The organism is Staphylococcus sp. aM (assembly GCF_052975125.1).
On sequence record NZ_CP121447.1, the window covers coordinates 251,791 to 270,642 of the forward strand.

The 18,852-nt window shown below is 32.7% G+C and carries 16 protein-coding genes and 1 pseudogene; 15 read left to right on the top strand and 2 right to left on the bottom strand.

Annotated elements, in window-relative coordinates; all coding sequences use genetic code 11:
• Positions 1-45: 45 nt before the first annotated feature.
• The 6 genes from P7F85_RS01120 (at position 46) to P7F85_RS01145 (ending at position 6,794) form a co-directional block, all read left to right on the top strand.
• Complete coding sequence (locus P7F85_RS01120) at positions 46-1,281, top strand: ArgE/DapE family deacylase (protein WP_015364639.1); 1,236 nt, start codon at positions 46-48, stop codon at positions 1,279-1,281.
• Positions 1,282-1,438: 157 nt separating this feature from the next.
• On the top strand, positions 1,439-2,005 hold the full coding sequence (gene isaB / locus P7F85_RS01125; protein WP_002467367.1) for an immunodominant staphylococcal antigen IsaB family protein: 567 nt from the start codon (positions 1,439-1,441) through the stop codon (positions 2,003-2,005).
• A 392-nt stretch (positions 2,006-2,397) separates the two neighbouring features.
• Positions 2,398-3,918, top strand: coding sequence for a M4 family metallopeptidase (locus P7F85_RS01130; RefSeq protein WP_447158554.1), 1,521 nt, complete (start codon positions 2,398-2,400; stop codon positions 3,916-3,918).
• A 301-nt stretch (positions 3,919-4,219) separates the two neighbouring features.
• Positions 4,220-5,305 (top strand): CapA family protein, encoded by a 1,086-nt coding sequence (locus tag P7F85_RS01135; protein ID WP_058714252.1) that lies wholly within the window; start codon positions 4,220-4,222, stop codon positions 5,303-5,305.
• A 244-nt stretch (positions 5,306-5,549) separates the two neighbouring features.
• Positions 5,550-6,557, top strand: coding sequence for an ornithine carbamoyltransferase (gene argF, locus P7F85_RS01140; protein ID WP_019236105.1), 1,008 nt, complete (start codon positions 5,550-5,552; stop codon positions 6,555-6,557).
• Between the two features lie 24 nt (positions 6,558-6,581).
• Positions 6,582-6,794 carry a hypothetical protein gene (locus P7F85_RS01145; RefSeq protein ID WP_002467362.1) on the top strand — a complete coding sequence of 71 codons (213 nt, stop codon included), beginning with the start codon at positions 6,582-6,584 and terminating at the stop codon, positions 6,792-6,794.
• Between the two features lie 235 nt (positions 6,795-7,029).
• On the opposite strand, the gene P7F85_RS01150 is transcribed toward P7F85_RS01145, so the two are convergent.
• A complete protein-coding gene (locus P7F85_RS01150; protein WP_002467358.1) occupies positions 7,030-8,670 on the bottom strand; it encodes an alpha-keto acid decarboxylase family protein in 1,641 nt (546 codons plus the stop codon).
• A gap of 163 nt (positions 8,671-8,833) precedes the next feature.
• Here P7F85_RS01150 and P7F85_RS01155 point away from each other — a divergent pair, with 163 nt between their 5' ends.
• From P7F85_RS01155 to P7F85_RS01165, 3 genes are all read left to right on the top strand, one after another.
• Positions 8,834-9,283 (top strand): MarR family winged helix-turn-helix transcriptional regulator, encoded by a 450-nt coding sequence (locus P7F85_RS01155; protein ID WP_002467363.1) that lies wholly within the window; start codon positions 8,834-8,836, stop codon positions 9,281-9,283.
• A 234-nt stretch (positions 9,284-9,517) separates the two neighbouring features.
• Complete coding sequence (locus P7F85_RS01160; protein ID WP_002467351.1) at positions 9,518-10,984, top strand: poly-gamma-glutamate hydrolase family protein; 1,467 nt, start codon at positions 9,518-9,520, stop codon at positions 10,982-10,984.
• 180 nt (positions 10,985-11,164) lie between these two features.
• A complete protein-coding gene (locus P7F85_RS01165; RefSeq protein WP_015364644.1) occupies positions 11,165-11,266 on the top strand; it encodes an SE2200 family small protein in 102 nt (33 codons plus the stop codon).
• An 82-nt stretch (positions 11,267-11,348) separates the two neighbouring features.
• Here the strand turns inward: P7F85_RS01165 and P7F85_RS01170 are convergent.
• Positions 11,349-12,802, bottom strand: a pseudogene (locus P7F85_RS01170) (alkaline phosphatase).
• Positions 12,803-13,058: 256 nt separating this feature from the next.
• Here P7F85_RS01170 and P7F85_RS01175 point away from each other — a divergent pair.
• The 6 genes from P7F85_RS01175 (at position 13,059) to P7F85_RS01200 (ending at position 18,822) form a co-directional block, all read left to right on the top strand.
• Positions 13,059-13,217: a hypothetical protein gene (locus tag P7F85_RS01175; RefSeq protein WP_002467360.1), complete on the top strand. Its 159-nt coding sequence runs from the start codon at positions 13,059-13,061 to the stop codon at positions 13,215-13,217.
• A gap of 21 nt (positions 13,218-13,238) precedes the next feature.
• Positions 13,239-13,904: a response regulator transcription factor gene (locus tag P7F85_RS01180; RefSeq protein WP_046464456.1), complete on the top strand. Its 666-nt coding sequence runs from the start codon at positions 13,239-13,241 to the stop codon at positions 13,902-13,904.
• Positions 13,905-13,909: 5 nt separating this feature from the next.
• On the top strand, positions 13,910-14,806 hold the full coding sequence (locus P7F85_RS01185; RefSeq protein ID WP_002467359.1) for a sensor histidine kinase: 897 nt from the start codon (positions 13,910-13,912) through the stop codon (positions 14,804-14,806).
• A gap of 103 nt (positions 14,807-14,909) precedes the next feature.
• Positions 14,910-15,656: an ABC transporter ATP-binding protein gene (locus P7F85_RS01190; protein WP_447158555.1), complete on the top strand. Its 747-nt coding sequence runs from the start codon at positions 14,910-14,912 to the stop codon at positions 15,654-15,656.
• Between the two features lie 17 nt (positions 15,657-15,673).
• On the top strand, positions 15,674-17,668 hold the full coding sequence (locus tag P7F85_RS01195) for an ABC transporter permease (RefSeq protein WP_015364645.1): 1,995 nt from the start codon (positions 15,674-15,676) through the stop codon (positions 17,666-17,668).
• A gap of 122 nt (positions 17,669-17,790) precedes the next feature.
• Positions 17,791-18,822 carry a DUF4064 domain-containing protein gene (locus tag P7F85_RS01200; RefSeq protein WP_015364646.1) on the top strand — a complete coding sequence of 344 codons (1,032 nt, stop codon included), beginning with the start codon at positions 17,791-17,793 and terminating at the stop codon, positions 18,820-18,822.
• The last annotated feature ends 30 nt before the right edge of the window (positions 18,823-18,852 follow it).

An 18,852-nucleotide genomic window follows, 5' to 3' on the forward strand; every position in this document is an offset into this window, starting at 1 on the left:
AATATTTAATGATATTTTAAAATAATAGGAAAGTAAGTGAAATATATGGGTGTATTAACTAATGAACAAAAGGTAAAAATTTTATCAGAAATAGTGGCTATACCTTCAGTCAATGACAATGAATTAGCAGTAGCACAATATTTAGAGCAATGGCTTAATCGATATGATATTGACACACACATCGATTACATTTCAGGAGAACGTGCAAATCTAATTGCTACCATAGGGTCTGGTAAACCAGTCGTTGCAGTTTCAGGACATATGGATGTAGTAAATGAAGGGAACCATGATGATTGGACATCTCCTCCATTTGAATTGACTGAACGAAATGGTCATTTATATGGAAGAGGTGCTGCTGATATGAAATCGGGATTAGCTGCACTGGTGATTGCAATGATTGAAATTAAAGCGAGCGGACAGTTAAAACACGGTACCATTAGATTATTAGCAACCGCTGGAGAGGAAATGGAACAAGCAGGATCAGAACAATTATATCGTAAAGGTTATATGGCTGATGTTGACGCCCTAGTCATCGCAGAACCATCTTATCCAAGCATTGTATATGCTCACAAAGGATCAATGGATATTAAAATCACATCTCAGGGGCGTTCAAGTCACAGTTCTACACCTTTTATGGGAGAAAATGCAATTACACCACTTATTGAATTGGTTCAAAATATCAATCAAGCATATGAAGAAATAACGCAAAGAATAAAAGGAAAGGCTTTAGATTATGGCAATATGGTCAATCAAATGGCTGATCAATTGCCTAGTTTTGTTAGTAAAGATGAAGTTCAAACTAGAATTCAAGGACTTGTGATGACCAATAGTATGATTAATGGTGGTTCTCAAGTCAATTCTGTTCCTGATTACGCAACTGCAACGTTTAATGTTCGCACGATTCCAGAATATGATAATACAAAAGTTAAAGCACTATTTAATAAATATATCGATGAAGCGAATCAAAGAGGAGCACATTTGACTCATGACATATATTTAGATCTTGATCCAGTTGTCACAACGGGTGACAATCACTTATTTAAATTAGGCCATCAACTAGCTCAAACATATTTTGATCCTTCGGCATTGATAGATACACCAACAGTGGCCGTTACGGATGCATCTAATTTATTAAAAGGTAAAAGCGAAGACTTTCCATTCTTAATGATAGGGCCAGGTCAAGGACCTCATCAAGTTGATGAATGTGTTAATAAAAATCATTACTTAAAATTTATCGATTACTATATTGAATTATTGCTAACATATTTAAATGAAAAATGATAAGACGTGTAATATAAAATATTAAATTTAAGCATAAATTAGATATGACAAAACTGTAAGGGCTATTACTTTTAATTGTATGTCTTTAGTTGATGACGTATAATTTAGAAGACCTATTAAGCAAAGAAGCTATGGGTAAAGAAAGAGAGGATACGTTATGAATAAAAAGACAAAATCAATCATTGCGTCTACATTAGCTTTCGGTACATTATTAGGTGCATCAGCGAGTGTAGCGCCAGTAATCAATCATACGGCACATGCAGCAACAACCCAAGAACATCAATCTGCTTATTATACTTATAAAGGTAACGCAGGTTATGATGCGAAGTTTGTTTTAGATAAAAATTTCAAAAATGCAATCAAAGCTGGCAACGTTACATTTAATGGTATTAAAATTGCGCCAACTCAATCAACTCAAACAGTAATCAAATCAGATCAATTATTCCGTCAGTATGATAAAAAATCTAAAAAAGCTTCATTAGTCGATATTCCATTGAAAAAGCAATTGAAGCTAACAGATTTACAAAAATCTTATGGTAAAGATTTGAAAAAAGTAGATAATGGTAAAAATAATACAACAGGAATTTATTACTACCAACCTAAGAAAAATGGTGAAGCGGTTTGGTTCGATGCATCAAAAGGTAAAATCGACCGCGTTGTCATTGGTTATGAAAAAACTAAAGTAGCAATTCAAAAAGATAAAACATTAAATAAAATTAAATAAGTTAGAACGACATGAACAGACGTCCGTATAGAGGATGTCTGTTTTTTGATAGGTTCAATTATGAATAGTCTAATTGGAGATGAAATAACAGATAACGATATGATAGGTCTTTGTGGAAATTCAGGTAATTCGTCAAAGCCTCATGTTCATTTTCAAGTTAGTAATCAACCTAGTTTAATAGAAGGACAATCACTCAAAATAAATTTTAAAAATAATAGGATGCCCGTTAAAGGTGAAAAGATTTGTCGATAAAATAGTTTAATAAAATTTATATATTATATTATAATACACAACGTATATTTATTGAATTTTATGTAATTTTCATTTACTTTCTATAAAAATATAAATAGTATGAAGGGAGATTAAAATTTATACTTATACGGAGGATTAACATGAATCGATTGTCTAAAACTATCATTTCCGGTATTTCAGTAATAACTATAAGTAGTACATTTTATAGTGAAGAAGTGGATGCGAAGAATGATCATTCAGCAAATCAAAACAAATTAGAAGTTAAGGATAAGAATAAAGCATTTCAGGCATTAAAATTATTACCCAATGATAAAAATGCTAAAAAGCAATTTAAGCACTATAAAACAGTCGACGTCAATACAGATCAATTAGGCTACACGCACTATACACTACAACCAAAGTTTAAAAATGTATATGTTCCTGATAGAGAAGTTAAAATACATACTAATCCTCAAGGTAAGGTTGTTCTTATCAATGGTGACACAGGTGGTAGTGAAATAAAACCTAGTAATACTGTCCAAATCCATAAAAAAGAGGCCATCAATAAAGCTTTTGAAGCTATTTCAATGTCTTCAGATAAAGCTAAAAACTTTAAAAATGATGTCATTAAAAAGAATCAAATTCAAATTAGCGGCCAACATAACAAATATGTTTATCAGGTAGAAATTGTAACGACGTCTCCTAAAATATCGTATTGGAACATTCAAGTTGATGCTGAAACTGGGGAAGTCATTGATAAGATAAATAATATCCAACATGCGCATACTGAAGGTACGGGAAAAAGCGTATTAAACAAAACGAAAAAAATTAATATTAATAGTAAGGATAAAGGATATGAGTTGAAGGATGTGACGCATAAAGGTAATATTTCAGCTTATGACTATAATGATGAGGATGGCAGTTCGAAACTGATGACAGATAAAGATAAAGAATTTGTAGACAAGTCGCAACATGCTGCTGTTGATGCGAACGATTATGCTAAAGATGTGTATGATTATTATAAAAATAAATTTGGTCGAGAATCATACGATGATAAGGGAAGTCCTATCGATTCATTAACTCATGTGAATCAATTTGAAAATGAAGATAATCGTAACAATGCTGCTTGGATTGGTGACAAAATGATTTATGGAGATGGAGATAATGACAATTATTTACCATTCTCTGGTGCTAAAGATGTGGTAGCACATGAAATTACACATGGTATAACTCAGGAAACAGCCAATTTAGTATACGAAAATCAACCCGGTGCATTGAATGAAAGTTTCTCAGATGTCTTTGCCTATTTTATTGATAGTGATAATTTCTTAATTGGTGAGGATATATATACACCCAACGTTAAAGGTGATGCATTAAGAAGTATGTCTAATCCTGAAAAATATGATCAACCTGCACATATGAAACATTACTCTAAAACACAAGAGGATAATGGTGGTGTACATACCAATTCTGGTATCCCTAATAAAGCTGCCTATTTAACAATCAAACGTATTGGTAAAGATAAAGCTGAACAAATTTATTATAGAACGTTAACACATTATCTATCTTCTAATTCAGATTTCGAAGATGCTAAAAAATCATTACACCAAGCTGTGCTTGATTTATATGATAAATCTACAGCAGATCAAGTTAATCAATCATGGGAAGATGTTGGCGTTTAATCTATCTAGCCTTTCACTGAGATAAGCACAGTGAAAGGCTTGTTTTATGTGGGAACACTTAGGGTTGTCTAACGTTAGACAACGAGCAGGCTAATTTAAAAAAGTTAAGAGTGTACGATTTAAATTGACTCATCATATTTTATTTTGAAAAACAATAATTTACATAATTTTAAAATAAAATATATTGTTTTTGTGTGTGAATATAGTAATGTTGTATGTATATTGTATATAAGGAGATACAACATTGAAAAAGTATTATTTAATATCGATTTTGTCTTTTATTTTATTTTTGATAGTTAGCATGTTGGCATATCGGATGGATTTAAAGCAAGAGGCACAAGTTTTAGCAGTAGGCGATAATTTAATACACCCTAACATATATAGGGATGCACTTGAATCAGATGGTGATACATACAATTTTAATCCTATGTACCAAAATATAAAAAAAGATATTCAATCTGCAGATATTGCATTCATCAATCAAGAATCTCCAATAGGTGGTGATCATCGTCCTTATCATGGGTTTAAAAGATTTAACACACCTAGTGATATTTCAGATAGTTTAGTGCAAACCGGATTTAATTTTATTAATGGATCTAATAATCATGCATTAGATCAAGGTGATGAAGGACTTAAATATCATATTCAACAATGGAATAAATATAAAAATAAAGTGTTGTTTACAGGTACTTACGATTCGCAAAAGTCTCATGATCAAGTGGCAGTCAAAAAGATAAATGGTATCAATATAGCTATGTTGAGTTATACATTTGGTACGAATGGAATTAAACCTAAACATCAATACGAAATCAACTATTTTGATGACAAACAAATTAAGAAGGATATTCAACAAGCTAAAGAAGTGGCAGATGTCATATTTGTATCGGCACACTGGGGAAATGAAGGATCTCATCAACCTAATCCAATACAACGAAAATATGCAAAGTTATTTGCTGATGAAGGGGTGGATGTAGTATTAGGTACACATCCTCATGTTATACAACCAGTTGAATGGATTAAAGGTAAGGATCATCATCGTACCTTAGTCGCTTATTCCCTAGGAAATTTCTTGAATGGACAAGAAACTGGAAATGAAAGTAATGACCTACTCGGTAGAATAGAATTTAAAATAATGAAAACGCCTAAAGCAGTAAAAATCGAAAACGTTAAATGGCGAAGTATGGTTAATTATTATGAATTAAGTGATGTATATAATAAAAACAGTAAAGAAAACTTTAAAATTTATCCATTAAAGGATATGGATGAACGCTTAATTCGTAAACATGGCCGATATTATGACCCGAATTCTGATATGAGTCAATTACGATTAAAACAAATAACTAAAGAAGTCATTAACGAAACGTTTTTAGATGATGATAGTTTCTAAAATGATTAGAAGTTATATATGTTCTACTAGTATTCCCCAACATAATCATTAAATGTTTCATGAGAAACATCGTAAATGATATTTACCATTTTAAGAATGTATACAATACTGAATGATTTGTATCACTATGATGTCGATAAAACAAGTAAAAAATGCAGGAGAGTTATTTTATATAATGCATAAATAAACGATATATTGAATTTATATTTACTATGTTGTAAGATGTTATCAAGGAGTTGATGACATGAGCAAGTTTAACTTTGAAGGTAAATGTTTATTAAAGTCGACCGATTATTCTAAAGATGAATTGAATTACATCATAGATAAGGCACAACAATTAAAAGCAGAAAAGAAAAATAACCAATCACATCAATTATTAACAAATAAAAATATAGCTATTATATTTGAAAAACCATCTACACGTACACGAGCAGCATTTAGTGTTGCAGCACATGATTTAGGTGTTCAAGTAGATTACTTTGGACAGGGAGAAATTCATTTAGGTAAAAAAGAGAGCATCTATGACACGGCGAAAGTTCTAGGAAGTATGTATGATGGTATCGAATTTAGAGGACATGATCATAACGATGTTGAAACACTAGCACAACATGCTAATGTACCTGTCTGGAATGGTTTAACTAATGAATGGCACCCTACACAAATGTTAGCGGACTTTATGACACTCAAAGAAGAGTGGGGGACGTTAAAAGGTAAGACTTTAACATATATTGGAGACGCTCGAAATAATGTAGCGAATGACTTATTAGTTACAGGGGCGTTATTAGGCGTCAATATGAATATTGTGGCACCAGAATCTCGCTTGCCGGAATCGCATGTGGTAGCGATGGCTAAAGACTATGCGGAACAAACAGGCGCAACGATTCAAATCAGTAGTGATATTGAAAAGACTGTTTATCAAACGGATGCTATTTATACAGATGTTTGGTTTTCAATGGGAGAACCGACAGATGTTATAGAAGAAAGAGTTAAGGCATTACAACCTTATCAAATCAATATGTCATTAATTCAAAAGATACAAAATCCTGATGTGAAAGTACTGCATTGTTTACCAGCTTTCCATAATACACAAACGCAAGTAGGCAAAGATGTCTACGAAAAATATGGATTATCAGAAATGGAGATCACAGATGAGGTCTTTCATAGTCCTTATTCTATTGTTTTTAAACAAGCAGAAAATCGTTTACATTCTATTAAAGCCATAATGGCATTAACTTTAGGTGGCATAAAATAAGAGATTACAAATGAGGTGTTATGCATGATTATAGAAGTCTCTAAAGCATTAAAGTCATTTCTTTATGAAAACTATGAAATAGAAATAGGCGAAATAGCGAGTAAGCAAATTATTGATCATATCTATCCTATGATAGAAAATGAAATACACGAAGATATGAAGGCAGAGATTCAAAACCAAACGATTAATGATGTTATAGCAAAGTTAGAATCTGAAAAGATAATTAATCATAGATAAATGAAGAGGTCGAGACAAAAGAGTTTAGGATTTGAGCAGAACCGAACGATACACAAAATTGTTTTCCAATTTTAGTCTAATCGTGAGAGTCCCATGCCCAGCTTGCACTGCCGGTAGGTTTTCAAAATGAAAACCTCTCTGCTGGGGCCAGAAGAAGATAATCCTGTTTTGGGACGTTGTTAATCGGTTTCCCAGAGTACTAAAACTTTATGTCTTAACCTCTTTTTATGATTTATTATTTATTTTGTGAAGCAAATGCTTTAGCGATATCACTTAATTTAGCTGGTGCATCTTCAATTGCCATTTTTACTTCAACAAAGTGCATGCAATCACTATGTGCATTGATCTTTTCAAATGTTTCTTTAAGTTCATGTGATGTATTAACATCATGGACGACTACATTATCTCCGCCAAATACTGCAGGGAGCGTTTTGTAATCCCACATATGAATATCATTATACGGTTCTTTCATACCATGAATTAAACGTTCCACTGTATAACCATCGTTGTTAACTACAAATATAATCGGTTTCAATTGTTGTCTAATCATTGTTGATAACGATTGAACTGTCAGTTGGAGTGAACCGTCTCCGATAAGTAAGACATTACGTCTATGCGGTGCAGCGATTTGTGTACCTAATGTTGCAGGTAAAGTGTAACCGATAGACCCCCATAATGGCTGACCAATAAAGGTATTATCTTTATATAAAGCTAAATCATAAGCGCCAAAGAATGAAGAACCTTGTTCAGCGATTAAAATATCGTCTAGTTGTAAGAAATCTTGCATCATCTTGAAATACGTTGCTTGAGTTAATGGTTCATGATCAACTTGATAGTCATGTTCTTTTGGTCGTTGATACATTGGAAATTCTGATTTATTTTTATAAGAAATTGACATTAAACCTTTTATAAGATGAGGTAGTGCAACTTGTTCAGAGATGGTTTCATTCATTTTAAAATAGTTATGATTAATCATAACAACATCATCGATATCAAATTCAAATGAGAAACCAGCTGTCGCTGAGTCAGTTAACTTCGCACCAATATTTAAAATAGCATCACTTTGATTGACATAGTTTTTAACATTTTCTTCAGCGATACTACCATCAAAGATACCAAGATAATGTTCGTTTTCTTCATTAAAAGCTCCTTTACCAAGAGAAAGTTGAGCGACAGGTATATGCGTTTGATTTACAAATTGTTCTAATTCAGAATGAAGACCAAAACTATTAATTTCATGTCCAGTAATAATCACAGGTTGTTTAGCAGAATTTAATTTATCTTCAATCATTTGAATATAGTGAGATACATCTTGATCATCACGTGCTTCAGGTTGGAAAGATTTAGATACGTCGATTTCAGTCATTGCAACATCGATTGGCAAATGTAGATGAACTGGACGACGTTCGTTGATCGCTGCTTGTATAAGTCTAGGAATTTCAGTCGTTGCATTCTCTGGCGTAATATATCCTTGGGCGGTTGTTATAGGTTCAAACATTTTTCTATAATCATCAAATGTACCTTCACCTAAAGAATGATGAACATATTTTCCAGCTGACTCAACAGCACGAGTAGGTGCACCAGTAATCGCAATGACTGGTACACGTTCAGCATAAGAACCGGCAATGCCGTTAACAGCACTTAATTCTCCAACACCAAACGTAGTAACTAATGCACCTAATCCATTAATTCGAGCATAGCCATCAGCGGCATAGCTAGCATTTAATTCGTTAGTATTACCAATCCACTCTACTTGGTCATGAGAAATAATATCGTCTAAAAAGGCTAAATTGAAATCGCCAGGAACACCGAATATTTTATCTACCCCAGCAGCATTAACTGCATCCATTAAATATTGTCCTACACGTTGTTTCATTATGCATTCCACCTTTGTTTATGTATTTGCATTTTACAATTAAAAGATAACTTTTTGTAAAAAGAAAGTCAATTAACTTGACCTTTTAAAGAAAGTTTAACATGACGAAAAAAGGAAACTTTATTATAATGAACCTTAAATATTAGAAAAGGAAAGAAAGTACATGTCGACAAATAAAAACGATTATGAGCATATGCTATTTTACTTTGCATATAAAACCTTTGTAACGACAGCGGATGACATTATTGAGCAATACGGTATGAGTCGCCAACATCACCGTTTTTTATTTTTTATCAATAAATTACCTGGAATTACAATAAAAGAGTTACTTCAAACATTGGAAATATCAAAGCAAGGTTCTCATGCCACACTGAGAACGCTAAAAGAAAAAGAACTTATCATTGAGCAAACATCAGAAAAAGATAGACGTGTTAAGCAGTTATTTGCTACGGATAAAGGCAATGCGTTAATTAATGAGCTCAATTACGCACAAGATCACTTGTTACAAACGATTCAACAAAAAGTAGGAAACAATTGGTACGATATAATGGAAGCGTTAGCCAACCAAAGAGATGGCTTCAAACATATTGAACATTTAAAAGGACAAGAGTAACTAATACTTTTGAGAGGCCCTTGTTGCATATGATGTAACAGGGGATTTTTATGATATTAAAGAAGTAATGGTGAATGTTAAGTAATGATGTTAAAAATATTAAACTCCTACATAGTATTTTTAAAATTTTTGTTAATAATGTAATAAATAGATGATATATTAAATAAAAATATTGCTATTTCCAATGGATAAGTTAACATAGGATAAAAGTATTTTATTTTAAGGAGTTTATGAATGAAAAGATATGTAACTAAAAAAACTAAACCAATTGTTAAAATAACGTTAGGTTTAATCACTGCGTCAATTAGTTTAGGAACGATAAGTGTCGTGACTCAACAAGCCACTGCCCATGCCTCTACTGTACAAACGACTCACAACCACACGAGCACTCATAATCAAACACGAACACCATCGATAGCACCTCATATATCCCAAACGAAGACACCTGTGAAACATGTCACAACGACAGTTAAGGCTCCAACTACAGTGAAAACGACGACGAAAGTAGCAACTATTAAGCAACCAACTCAAACAGTGAAAACGGTATCTGTTTCAGCTCCTAAAACAAGTCGAACATCTACAATTAAGACAAGCACGAGTCATACACAAAAACCAACATCTGCTAAGGCACCTACATCTACACACCATAAAAGCAGTACAACAATGACTAAGACATCGACAAACCATACCACAACAACAAAAGCACCTATAACAAAAGCAACGGTATCTAAGACATCAACAACTAAACCAACGAATGCGACACAACATACGACTACAACACCATCAAAATCAACAACATCGACGAAAACATCTACAACGACGCGTCCACCGAGCCAGACATCGAAGACGGTATCCAAGACATCAACTAGTACTGCCAAAGCACCTTCGTCATCAACGTCACTGCCAAGTACTAAACCATCAACGACGACTGCTTCTTCAACGAAACCAGTAACACCGACAACTTCAACTACAACCCAAACGAGCGCAAGTTCGAAAGACACTAACCTACCATCAACAGGTGCTCATTCAGATGCTAAACCAATCATACCGGTTGAAAGTACGCATAAAGATTATTACACTTCAATGACCCAACTTGAACGAGAAACTAAAGAAGGCATAGATTGGAAGAAGGAAACTCGTGACCAAGGCAACCAAGTGCTGATCGTTGCGCCTCATGGAGGTAATATAGAACAAGGTACGTCTGAGTTAACAAAGTTACTTGCACAACAAGGCGGTTATGATTATTTTTCATTTGAAGCCACTAGACCATCTAACAATACACAATTGCATGTGACGTCTACACATTATGATGATCCAACTTTACATCAAATGATTGAAGGACGTGCGGCTACCATTTCTATTCATGGAGCTAAAGGAGACGACCAAATTGTATTCTTAGGCGGCGCTAAGTCTGACCTAAGAGATGCGATTCAATCACAATTGGAAAGTAGAGGCTTTGCTGTACAAGTGCCGCCTGAATATTTAGGCGGATTAAATGAGGATAATTTTATTAATAAAAATGAAAATAGCACTGGTGTGCAATTAGAGTTAACAACTGCATTACGAAAAGCATTATTTATTAATCAAGATATGAGTACAACATCACGAAAAAATGAAAATAATTGGTCTCCATTAATGTATCAATTTGTAGATGCATTGCATATAGCAATATCACAAACAACGGAGACATCAACACATTAAAATCGACGTGTTGTGTGTTATTGAAAAAAAGAATGTCGATGAAGTATATTAAAATTAATTTATGTTTTTTCAACACATTGATAATAAGGTTTTTAAAATTGTTGAAAAAAAGTGTATAATTATGTCATAAGAATTTCAAAGCGATAGTTGAAATGAATAATCGAAGAAGGAGTTTTTATGATGAAAAAATTCGCTATATTATTAACTTTAGTTGGTGCAGGTTACTATGCATTTAAAAAATATCAAAACCATGTAAACCAAGCGCCTAATATTGAATATTAATATGTATCATAAGTAATTAGATGAATACATTAAAATAATCCGGGATGAGTCACGCTCATCTCGGATTATTTAATATCAAAGTTTATTTTATGTCATTAGCAAAGAAATCAAAGATATTTTTTGCACTATCTGTATTTTCTTTATTTCCTTTGAATTGATTAGATCCAGGACCATATGCATACGTATTTACATCTTCACCAGTATGACCGTAAGTCGTCCAACCTGTATGTGACGCATCATTGATTGGTTTTTGAATTGCATCTTGAAGACGTGTAGTTTGTTCGACAACTTTTGGATCTTTTTCATCTTTGCCTGATTTTGTTAATTTCTTCAGCTTTTTAGCTTCTTTTTTAACTTTATCAAGTTGTTCTTTAGGGAAGTCAATACCATAACCATCGTTGATTACTTTTTCAGGGTCTTTACCAGCAGCAATTTCTTTTGTCATATACATGCCAGAATGTTTCATTTGATGGATTGATTGAGGATTCCATTTGTAATCTTTGCCTTTACCAATGGTCATACCACCTGTAGAATGATCTGCTGTTGCTACAACAAGTGTATCTTTATGTTGTTTAGCATAGTTAATCGCATTTGAGAAAGCTTTATCAAACCCTTGCATTTCAGACATTACACCCGTAACATCATTTGGATGTGCAGCTTTGTCAATAGACGCACCTTCTACCATTAAGAAGAAACCTTTATCATTCTTTTCAAGTTTACTTAAAGCACTGTTTTCCATATCTACTAATAATGGGTTGCTTTCTGGCGCATCAATTTGAAGTGGCATATCTTTCTCAGAGAATAAACCTAATACCTGATTGCTAGTCGATTGATTCAGTTCATTTTTATTAGAAACCACATCGTAACCATCTTTTTTGAATTTTTGATCTAAATTTCCATTATCTTTACCAAAATATTTAGAACCGCCACCTAAAATGACATCTACTTTATGTTTGCCGTTAATTTTATCATTATAAAACTGTTTCGCAATTTCATTTTTTTATCACGAGAATCGACATGTGAGGCATAGGCTGCTGGAGTTGCATCAGTGATTTCTGCTGTAGATACAAGACCCGTAGATTTACCTTTTTCTTTTGCACTTTCTAACACAGTTTTAACATTTTTCTTATTAGCATCGACACCAATGGCACCATTATACGTTTTATGACCTGAACTAAATGCTGTAGCGCCTGCCGCAGAATCTGTAATATTTTCCTTAGGATCATTAGGATAAGTACGGTTAGTACCCTTTAAATATTTATCAAATGTAGTGGGTTTCATCGATTTAGCTGAAGGATCATTTTGATAATAACGATAAGCAGTATTGAAAGAAGGACCCATTCCATCGCCAACTAAGAAAATGACATTTTTAGGGTTTTTAGTATTACCGAAAGCAATAGCTTCATCATTACTTGGTTTTTTGTTGTCCTCTGTATTTGTCCCAGAAGCTAAAGATACATTCGTACTACTTAATAATGTTGCAGCAATGATACTACCTGACAATAAGTATTTAGTATATTGATTAAATAATTTCATTTAAAATGGCCCCCTAATATATGTATAAATGCATTACAATTTAAGTATAAGCAAGGCATTTTGATTAGATGTGTGGTTCTTGTAAATAGATTGTAAACATGGATAAAAGGGGATTTTATGAACGGAGGATTCTTAACAAATGTACTTTCAATAATAAACATGTAAAATAGATATTAAATAGAGTATAGCAAGAGAGAAATTGGAAGCCATTTTGCCACCATGGAAACTCATGCTTAAAATAAACGAGGTGAAAAAAATGATATTTGTTATGTTATCTCCATTATTCATCATAGGTTTTATTGCATTAAGTATTTATGAAGAAAAAAGAAGAAAGAAAAATGAAGCTGCTAAAAAGGCATCAAATGACACTCAAACTGATGAAAATCAAGTCGAACATCAAGATAAATCAATGTAACGCAACGAAAGGTGTATCTCAATGAAGATTTTGATAGTAGAAGATGACTTAGTCATTGCAGAAAGTTTAGCGAATGAACTTAAGAAATGGAACTATGACGTTAAGATGGCAAAAAAGTTTTCACATGTTTTAGATGATTTCAAAGACTATCTACCTGACTTAGTACTACTAGATATTAATTTACCAACTTTAAATGGCTTCCATTGGTGCCAAGAAATGAGAAAAATCTCAAACGTACCTATTATATTTATTAGTTCAAGGACAGATAATATGGATCAAATAATGGCGATACAAATGGGTGGCGATGATTTTATTGAGAAACCATTTAATTTATCGTTAACAGTTGCTAAAGTACAAGCTTTATTACGACGAACTTATGATTTAGCTGTATCTAATAACGAATTAAATGTTAAAGGGTGTAAACTGATTGTTGATGAGGCTAAGTTAATGTTTCAAGATGATGTGACACAACTGTCTTTAACAGAACTTCAAATCGTTAAACTGTTGTTTCAAAATGAAGGTAAATTTGTAAATCGAACAGCTTTAATTGAAAAATGTTGGGAATCAGAGAATTATATTGATGATAATACTTTGGCTGTAAATATGACACGATTGCGAAAAAAATTAAGTCAAATTGGCTTAACAGATTTTATTGAAACGAAGAAAAATGTGGGATATAGGGTGTAAATAAGATGTTACTAACGTTTATTAAATCAATTAAAAATGAAATAGCGATTGTTACGTTTATATCCTTACTGTTTGTACTCATTTTCTTTGTGTTTTCACTCCCCCAAAGTGCGCTAATGCTTGGTGTAGCAATTATTTTATTTATTATGTGCATTTATTGGTGGATCAGTTATTTAGGTTTTCAAAAACAAGAAGAACTTAAAGAAAAAGTAGTATCACTCGAAGAAGAACTATTTGAAATGAAAAACAAACAAATTGAATATCGTAAAGATGTTGAAAGTTATTTCTTAACATGGGTACATCAAATCAAAACGCCAATCACTGCATCGCAACTATTGCTAGAACGTAATGAACCTAATGTTGCCAATCAAGTGAGACAAGAAATTGTACAAATTGATAACTATACTCGTTTAGCACTAAGTTACTTAAAATTACTTAATGAAGCCTCGGATATGACAATCACAGAGGTGAACATAGATGATTTAATTAAACCTTTAATTATGAAATATCGAATTCACTTTATTGAACAACATACTAAAATTCATTATCAATCTAATGATGATAGTATCTTAACAGATGCACAATGGACTTCAATATTGATAGAACAGATACTGAATAACGCATTAAAATATGCACGTGGAAAAGATATTTGGATTGACTTTGACTCAACGTCTCAACAATTATCTATTAAAGATAACGGGATTGGTATTAGTCAAGCAGACTTGCCGAAAATCTTTGACAAAGGATATTCTGGTTACAATGGTAGCCTTAATGAATCCTCAAGCGGCATTGGATTGTTTATCGTTAAACATATTGCGCAACATCTGAATTTAAATGTTGAAGTAACATCAGAATTGAATAAAGGTACACAATTTACAATTAGCTTTCCAACGCAAAGCTAACTTTCAAAATTGTAAGATGGCCAACAAGATTTGTAAGAAATTATAAATGTTGTTGGTCCTTTTTTAATATAAAATAGAGTTGGTATTAGAAAGGAGCGTCCATATGTTACTAGAAGTCAAACATGTCAAAAAGGTATTTGGAAAGGGTTTAAATAGAACTGAAGCCTTAAGCGATATGAATTTATTAGTTGATACTGGTGAGTTTGTAGCCATTATGGGTGAATCAGGATCTGGTAAATCTACATTATTACAACTGATTGCTACATTTGATCAATATACGGAAGGTACCATTCAATTGAATGGTCAATCCTTATCGTCATTGAAAAAAAGAGATATTGCTCAGTTTCGACGAGAACAACTAGGATTTGTCTTTCAAGAATTTAATATTTTAGAATCAATGACAAATAAAGATAATATTTTAATGCCACTTGTCTTAAGTAATCAATCTGTTCATACGATGCAAGAACGTCTAGACAAAGTGAGTCGACAACTTAATATTAGTGACATCTTAAATCAATTTCCAAATCAAATTTCTGGTGGACAAAAACAACGCGTTGCTATAGCACGTGCGCTTATTACGCATCCTCAACTATTATTAGCAGACGAACCAACGGGGGCGCTTGATTCAAAAAGTTCGAAACAGTTAATGCAATTATTTCAACACCTCAATCAACAACAACAAACGATTTTAATGGTTACGCACTCTACTATTGATGCTTCGTATGCTAATCGTGTTGTTTTTATTAAAGATGGTCGTTTATATCATGAGATATATCGTGGAGAAGAAAACCGGATAGCATATCAAAAGCGCATTGCTGATAGTTTAGCAATTATAAATGGAAGGGAGTAGTTAACGTGCCCCTAACAATGATTTGGACAATTGTTAAACGCCATTTTGTAACGCAACGGCATATCATCATACCATTTATTTTGTCTTCAAGTACGATATTTGCGATTGAATACATACTATTATCATTAACCACTAATACATATATTCAACAACATCATCAATTACTAGGTGTTTTTGCAATAATTGGAAATGTATTCATGTCATTATTAGCTATCATTTTTATCATTTATGCTAATCAATTTGTCTTAAAACAACAACAAAAGACCTATTCACTTTATATTATTTTAGGTATGGAAAAACGTCATCTTAGCATCATAATATTAATAGAATCCATAGTAAAATATTGTATTATCGCATTATTGAGTATCGTTGGAGGATATTTATTCGGTGCACTCTTATTTATGTTTATTCGTAAAGTAACGACAGGACGGGAAGGTTACCTAAGTGCCTATCCATTTGATTTTAAAGCCATGTGGATAACATTGCTATTATTATCAATCGTCATGATATTATTATTAATGATTAATGTATTTAAAATCACTATGCAAAATCCTATGCAATTAATGAATAAGAAAGCGTATCGTAATTATCGATTTCAAAAGGTATTCAATTATAGTTTGTTAATTATCGGGATGTTATGTGTTGGTAATGGTTATCGTATAGCTTTACAAAATAATACGCCAGCAGAGTCGATTTTGGCATTATTTGTTGCTATATTCTTTGTATTTATAGGTACATATTTATTATTTATATCATTGAGTGTTTTACTCATTGAAAGGTTACAAAAGTTGTCTAAGTTTTACTATCGACCTAAACGTTTCTTTTTGATATCAGGATTAAGAGCACGTATGAAATCGAATGCAGTAGGGTTAGCAAGTATCGCGATATTATGTACGTTCTTGATTGTTACTTTAGGGATGACCGTCACGACATACAGAAGTATGGGTGAGAATGTTCGCAATATGTGGAAAAATCAATATCTTACCAGTATTGAAGGTGATTTTCATCAGGATAAAAAGGTAGCTCAAAAGGTTAAAGCAGTAACCGAAGATATTAAACAAAATATACATTCAGATACACCGAAAATATATACCCAATCCATGTTTAATGTACTTTTAGACAATCGTTCAGATTATCGACGTTTACTCAAACCAAGTGATTCACCAAACGAGTTCAATATTGATCCTTGGAGTACTAAAAATGTATTTATTACGATTATGACATTGAATGATTATAACCAATTTAATCGCCCGCTACATTTAAAATCAAATGAAATCGGTGTGAACACGAGCATGCAAATGCTAGATTTGAATGACAGTTTAGTACTAAGAGGAAAATCCTTTAATATTAAACCTGTTGAAGAAACCAATGTGAATTCTATAAGATTCAGCGAAAACATTAATTTAATTGTTAAAAATGACAAAGAACGTGACCAAATCATCCAATATTATACTAAAAATTCATCCAAAGCTGACGATCAAGTCACACACACGATGATTGAATTTAATGCGTACGATTTAAAAGGGAAAGACACGCCCGATATTCATAAACTTGAACAAAAACATCATATCAATATTACTAGCTATGAATCATTTATTAAGATGTTTTATAACTTCAATGGCGGTTTAATATTTGTGGGAAGTTTAGTTTCTTTCGTTTTAGTGATTGGAATATTCTTGATCATTTACTATAAGCAAGTATCAGAGGCGCAAGAAGATGTTGATCATTATGTTACGATGGCACATCTAGGACTAGATAATGATGATATCAAACATATATTAGATCAACAGTTAATTTGGTTATTTAGCGTTCCGTTTATTGTGAGTATATTCCATACAGTGGTTGCCTCTAAAATAATATATAATGTACTCGGATTATTTGGAGAAGTTAGCAAAGGTATATTTATAACTAGTTTTATAAGTGTGATAATAATGGTAAGTGTTCTTTACCTCTTGACGTATAAAATGACGTCCTATTTATACTCAAAATATGTAAATCAATTAAAAAAATAAAACTAATAAACCACTGATATAATAGTAAAAATAAAATTATTACCAATTTAATTTTATAATTTAAGCATACATGGTATTTCAATTGGGTAATGATAAAGAAACAAAGAAAGAGGTGTCATTTAATGAAAAGGACAATTGAACGGATTCTTGCTTGGTTAGGGATCATTACTCAATTATTTATATTATTAGGTTTAGGCATTGGTGCCATGTTTGGTGGTACGAGTGAAGTACAAAAAGAAATTAAAAGACAAGCTAAAGAACAGGCTGCTTCAAATCCAGCCGTAGACTCATCATCACATATGTCTGAGTTATTACCATCTATTTTTAAAGTTGGACTTATTTATGGTTTAGTTATTTTAGTAATTGCACTAATTGCGACATTATTAATTAAGAAAAAGGCTAAATTAGCAGGTGTTTTACTCATCATTGCTGGTGTACTTTCATTAGTAATGAACTGGATTGCTGCTTTATTCTGGATTATTGCAGGTATTATGTTATTAGTTAGAAAAAATAAAGATAAGCATGATATCAAGGATAAAGACGGTGTCCATAACAAACATTCAAAGGATAAGCATCATGATAAAGCAGAACATTTAAATGATGACAATCGTAAACATCATCACGATGTAGAAGATAGACATGATCGTGATGTAGAAGGAAGAGACGCACGTAACGGATTCGATGCAGATCGCAGAGAAGACGACCGCCATAGAGCAGACCATCATGATGTAGACCATCGTGATGCCAATCACCAAGATACAGACCGTCGATTCGAAGATACAGAAAGCAGACATGATAATCGTAACGTAGAAGGAAGAGACGCACGTAACGGATTCGATGCAGATCGTAGAGAAGACGACCGCCACAGAGAAGATCATCATGATGTAGACCGTCATGAAGCTAATCGCCAAGACACAGATCGTCGATTTGAAGATACAGAAAGCAGACATGATGATCGTAACGTAGAAGGAAGAGACGCACGTAACGGATTCGATGTAGATCGCAGAGAAGACAACCGTCACAGAGAAGATCATCATGATGTAGACCGTCATGATACAGAACATTCTCAAAGCCAATTTGAAAATGAAACACATAACAAAGATAACTTTGTCGATAAAGTAACACGTCGATTCAAGAATGATGATAAGAAATAATAATATAAAATAGAATTGGTGTTTTACCTT